Source organism: Okeania sp. SIO2B9 (assembly GCF_010672505.1).
Classification (GTDB): Bacteria; Cyanobacteriota; Cyanobacteriia; order Cyanobacteriales; family Microcoleaceae; genus Okeania; species Okeania hirsuta.
In genome coordinates this window covers 1-5579 of sequence record NZ_JAAHGK010000418.1, presented here as the reverse complement: position 1 = coordinate 5579, position 5579 = coordinate 1, and the positions used below count along the sequence as shown (strand labels likewise).

Below are 5579 nucleotides of genomic sequence, written 5' to 3'. Positions count from 1 at the left end.
TATTCATACTTAATATTAGATTTTAGATTCTCTTGCACAAATTGACAAAAACTATTTATATTTAATCAGAAGTGGGTAATAAGTTCTAGTTGAATCTACAATTTATTCTGTTAAGTTGAGCATAAAATAGACGATTGTTTCGGGCAAAATTTATTGCTAAATTAACTATATTATTTATCTAAAAAAAAATCTAATCAAACAAAGTCAAAGTATCAATATTTGATTATTTTTTGATATGGCAGTGGAAAGAAAGGACGCGGACAGATAAAAAGGTTAAAACTCAGAAAACGCCAGATTTTTCCTTCTGTTGTAGATAACTACAATCTTCTTACTTATTACTTCTTCCTTCTGCTATGTAAACTGCTAAAATGCCAGACAGAGTTAACTATAGTATAATCTCTAGATATTACTGCAATAAATGAAGACGAAACTAATGCTAAAAAAAATTTTTATAACTACTATCTGTATGGCGTTATCTTTAGCTGGGTGTAAATCACCTGAACCAGAAATACCATCTCCTTCTCCTGAAACCACACCTTCCCCAAAAGTATCAATTGAAATTCCGGAAAAACCCTTAACACTACCTCCAGATAATCCTGAAAAAATAGCCTCTACTCAAGTACAAACATATCTTAGTAGATTAGCAAATCAAGGATTTTCTCAACAAAATCAAGGAATATGGATACAATCAAATGATACTTTATTAGCAAATTATCAAGGTACAATTCCTTTACCAGCAGCTTCAATTACTAAAGTAGCAACTTCTTTAGTAGCCTTAAAAACTTTCAATCCCGACCATCAATTTATTACTTTAATTGGCACAACAGGTACAATTGAAAATGGCGTTTTAAATGGAGATTTAGTCATTCAAGGAGGAGAAGATCCATTTTTTGTATGGGAAGAAGCGATCGCTATTGGTAATTTATTAAATCAAATGGGGATTCAAAGAGTTACTGGAAATCTAATTATTACTGGCAAATTTTACATGAACTTTGAATCTAATCCTCAGACTGCTGGTAATTTATTGAAACAAGGATTAAACAGTCAAATTTGGTCTTCAGAAGTTTTAAATCAATATCAGACTTTGCCTCCAGGTACAGCAAAACCACAAGTAATAATTGATGGGGTTGTAGCAGTTTCTCTTACTCATAGTGAAAATATTAAACTATTAGTTAGACATTATTCTTTTCCGATGGCTGAACTGGTGAAAAAGATGAATCAATATAGCAATAATTTAATGGCAGATATGTTAGCTGAAGCGGTGGGAGGCTATCAAGTAGTTGCGGAAAAAGCAGCTCAATTTGTAGGAGTACCAAAAGAGGAAATTACATTAATTAATGGTTCTGGTTTAGGAGAAGAAAATCGTATTTCTCCTCGCGCTGCTACGGGAATGTTTCTAGCAATAGATAAATATCTTCAGCAATATAATATGAATGTGGCAGATGTATTTGTTATTGTAGGTAAAGATAAAGGTATTTTAGATGAACGTAAACAACTTCCAAATTTGGCAGTAGTTAAGTCTGGAACCCTGGATTATGTTAGTGCTTTAGCAGGAGCTTTACCAACAAAAGAAAAGGGAGTTGTTTGGTTTACAATTCTGAACAAAGGAGCTAGTGTAACAGAGTTACGCAACCAGCAAGAAATTTTACTTAAAGATGTTTTAAATAACTGGGGTTATGTTGATTTATCACCAGCAAACTTAACAGCTAATCCTGAGAGAAAAACTAAAACTTCTCGTAGTGAAATTATACAATAGGGAGTAGGGGAGCGGATAGGGAGGTTGCGTACAAGGTCTGTAGAGGAGTAGTCAAAACATGAATAATTAGGGTTTGCTGAAAAAGTATGAGTAGGGACGTTGCATCCAACGTCCGTACAGAGTCAGAATAAATAGGAGTTATAGAGGATCTACCAGGAAGAATAGTCCCTTGATTTTTCTGCTGTAGTGAGCATTAAAGGCTCACTTTTTGAACCTGAATGACCTAAAAACTTACACTTTTTAAGAACCTAAAAAGGCTAAAAATTTATCTGTCAATACTTTTAGATTTAATCAGCAGAGCAATAATTAACAAGCTTCTGCTTAATAAGGTTAATAATTATCAAAAAGGTCATTTTGCCTGTTAATTACTCAAGTAAATCATTATTTTTTTCAAATTGGTATTAGACATCTCCAATAATAAAAAATAAAATCAATTATTTCTCCCTACTCTTGAGGGACTTTGCATACAACGTCCCTACTACTTCCTACTCCCTATTTTCTAAGAAATTGACTGCTGAACAGGTGCAGCAGCAACAATTTTTAGTGCCATAGTTGAAAGAGGTAAACTTTGTATATAAACTAAACCAGGACCCGTTAGTTTAGTTAAAAATAAACCCTCTCCAGCAAATACAATATTCTTCAAACCACCCATCATTTCAATCTCATATTTTATCGACGTAGAAAAACCAACAACTGCACCAGTTTCTACCCGTAATTCTTCCCCGTCAGCTAAATTTTTTTCTACAATTGTACCACCAGCATGAACAAAAGCTAATCCATTTCCCTGTAATTTTTGCAGGATAAAACCTTCTCCACCGAAGAAACCAGCACCCACCTTTTTAGTAAAAGCAATTTCAATATCAATACCATTAGCAGCACATAGAAAAGAACTAGATTGACATAAAAATTCTCCACCTAATTCCGTTAAATTTAAAGGAATAACTTGCCCTGGATAGGGAGCAGCAAAAGCAACTCTAGCTTTACCTGTACCTCGATTGAAAAAAGTGGTAATCATAAAACTTGCCCCAGTCAACATTCGCTTAAAACCTTTCCAAGCACCACCACCAGTGGTAGTTTGCATTTCAATGCCTTGTTCCATATAGGTCATTGCTCCTGCTTCTGCTCTAACTCCTTCTTCAGGGTCAAGTTCAATTTCTACTAATTGTAGAGATTCTCCTTTGATTTCATAGTCAATAATATCAGCGGCCATAATACATACATATCCTTAAAATTATTGATCTTATAACATTCAGGACTTACGCAAAATATCAAATCATAAACCTTCTGTAGGGGCGAATGGCCATTCGCCCCTACTAGATAGCGGTGCAACCCCGCGTCGGCGTCAGACGCAAAGGAACGCGCACCAAGAGATGGTGGTTCTGCATAAGTCCTGATCATAAAAAATAAAATCAATCTCATACGCATAAATCATCAATTATTTCCCCCGACTTCCGACTCCCTCTTTTAGCAAAAAAACTATAAAAAACCGAAGGGTAAATACCTAAATGCTTAATCACTAGGAAACTAAGCCAGATATTCCACATCGCCATAGTCAAGCTAGTAGTGATCGCTGCTCCAATGGAACCAAAGATAGGAATTAATACTCCATTCAAAACAATATTAACTAAAGCAGCATAACCATAAATAACTTAACTAAAGTCTGTAATGGCACCAACCAAATCACAATTAGAAGTGGTTTTGCATAGGCAAAGCTGTGATAATGGTTGAGCAATAAAATTAGACCCGTGGTAACTAAACACAAAAAGACACTACTCAATATGGTCAGTAACAAGCTGCCACGCATAATACCGCCCAAACGCCACCAATCTTGCTTAACTCGGTATTCGGAAATTAAGCGCAATACCGTGCGAGGGAAACCCAATCCTGCTGGAATTGCTAAGAGTAATGACCAAGAGATGACATATTCATAAATTCCGTACTCAGTTTTACCCATCCATCGGGCTAGAAATACTTTAGAGTTGTTGGGAATTAAGCCAAAAAAATGGCTAAAACCCTTATCAGTCAAAGTTTATAGCATTCTTTATACCTAAAATCGTAAAAGCCTTATATGGTAAGCTTTTGAGCATTGTTCAACTTTTATTTCCCAACAACTCTTTTAACTAAGTAGATCAGCAATAACCCTGTTAATTGAATAACGGTACTTTGATATTTTTTACAGCGAAAATGCCTTTAAAGCTAGTAGGGGCAAGGGAAATACGTTGCTCTGGTTCAAAATGGCTCAAACCTAGATATATCAGGAAAAAGGTTGGTTAAATGTAAAACCTAGACTATATAAGGGTTTGATGCTGTTCTTAACATATTTTTTGCCAAAGTACCGATAATCAAGGCTACTTTAACATCTTTAACTAGAGCGCTGAAATTGAAACTGTCTGAATTTGCTGATAGTGAAGTTTGAGTCATAGATGCTGATTTTTTTGATTACGCAAAAGATGAAACTATACACCACCTGTAGGGGTTAACGACCGTTAACCCCTACTACTTCTCTTGGATCGACGGGTCTTGCCACTAAAATACCAATGGCACTTTCCACATTCCAAATATATCTTTCTAAATCATAAGCAACCGTTACTTTTCCCGCAGGGGAAGCATGAATCAAACCAATATTACCATCAGAATTACGATAAACTAAACCAGTATGAGTCACATCTAAGCCATTAATTTCTGTTGCTACGGCGACTATATCTCCCGCTTTTAACTGAGAATAAACGGTACTAATTTTATAGTAAGGAATATAATTAATTTTCAGTTTACTGATACTATCTTCCATACTAACAATACATTGATAATTAGCATCATTCCTAGCAATTTGTGGATACTTAAATCTATTTTTACTCATAAAAAATAATTGCTTATTTACCCTTTCACCACCTAATTCAACACCGATATCTATAACAGTTCCACGTCTTTGATTATCAGCAATCCATTCAGAAAAATAATGTAAACGGCTGCAATATCCATCCATTTTACCTTTCCAGTAACGCTGGTTTCTAATGTTATTAATAAAGGTCAAATAAGCATAATCTTCCATTGCTATTCCCCTAGCCATTGCCAAGACAGTTTCCACAAATAATACACAATCAAATCCATCTAAACTAATAACTAAAGATTCTTGATTTGATTGGTCTAATAATCCAGCCTTGTAGGGAGCACCAATAAAATAATCAGCGATCGCCTGCATAATTTCTGCCATCGGACGTTGAGAAAGATTTTGTTTTATAGCATATTCCATCACTGGTTTAAACTGAGGATCTTCGGGAATATTATTAGCTGATGGTTTTTTAATTCTTTTGTCTCCAACACTTTTATTTAACTGAACATCAATTACTGGTCTTGTCGGAGGTTGAGAAGGACCTATAGGTGCTTCTTTTAAAATATTTTGCCTTGATAAAATAGATAATTTTGATGATTTTTTTTCATCAATATCTAGAGATTTTAAAGTAGTATCATCAAATTGAACTATACGAAAATTAGATAGTTTTTCTGAAGCAGATAATTGTGAATTAATATTATTTTTATTGTCAGATTTTATTTTGCGATTATCCCGAACATTAGCAATATATTTAGTCTGTAAATTAACACTATTTTGAGCAGCATTAATCTTATTCACAATAGATAAAATTCCTGTATTGCTGCCAGTAATCGCTACTGTTAAAATAATTAACTTTAATAATTTTCTCATTTTTCAAAAGAATCTGCTATTCGTGATTCTTCTCCAGCTCGATCTCCTGCTGCACTTTTAGATACTAGTAAATAACGACTCCACCCATATTTATTTGCAATTTGTGCTAGAGAGCGATCGCTC

General features: G+C 34.4%; 6 protein-coding genes. 1 reads left to right on the top strand and 5 read right to left on the bottom strand.

The window, feature by feature from the left end; translation table 11 throughout:
- Window positions 1–466 precede the first annotated feature (466 nt).
- Complete coding sequence (locus F6K13_RS15870) at window positions 467–1756, top strand: D-alanyl-D-alanine carboxypeptidase (protein ID WP_287287820.1); 1290 nt, start codon at window positions 467–469, stop codon at window positions 1754–1756.
- A gap of 499 nt (window positions 1757–2255) precedes the next feature.
- On the opposite strand, the gene F6K13_RS15865 is transcribed toward F6K13_RS15870, so the two are convergent.
- The 5 genes from F6K13_RS15865 to F6K13_RS15845 all read right to left on the bottom strand — a co-directional run bounded on the left by F6K13_RS15865 (window position 2256) and on the right by F6K13_RS15845 (window position 5456).
- A complete protein-coding gene (locus F6K13_RS15865; protein ID WP_124143275.1) occupies window positions 2256–2966 on the bottom strand; it encodes a TIGR00266 family protein in 711 nt (236 codons plus the stop codon).
- A gap of 205 nt (window positions 2967–3171) precedes the next feature.
- Window positions 3172–3369 (bottom strand): hypothetical protein, encoded by a 198-nt coding sequence (locus F6K13_RS15860; protein WP_161564331.1) that lies wholly within the window; start codon window positions 3367–3369, stop codon window positions 3172–3174.
- A gap of 11 nt (window positions 3370–3380) precedes the next feature.
- Window positions 3381–3782, bottom strand: coding sequence for an oligosaccharide flippase family protein (locus tag F6K13_RS15855; RefSeq protein ID WP_205127226.1), 402 nt, complete (start codon window positions 3780–3782; stop codon window positions 3381–3383).
- 257 nt (window positions 3783–4039) lie between these two features.
- Window positions 4040–4177 carry a hypothetical protein gene (locus tag F6K13_RS15850; RefSeq protein WP_161564330.1) on the bottom strand — a complete coding sequence of 46 codons (138 nt, stop codon included), beginning with the start codon at window positions 4175–4177 and terminating at the stop codon, window positions 4040–4042.
- A gap of 55 nt (window positions 4178–4232) precedes the next feature.
- The gene (locus F6K13_RS15845; protein WP_124143274.1) at window positions 4233–5456 is read right to left on the bottom strand and encodes a DUF1460 domain-containing protein; all 1224 of its coding nucleotides are present in this window, start codon (window positions 5454–5456) and stop codon (window positions 4233–4235) included.
- Window positions 5457–5579 lie beyond the last annotated feature (123 nt).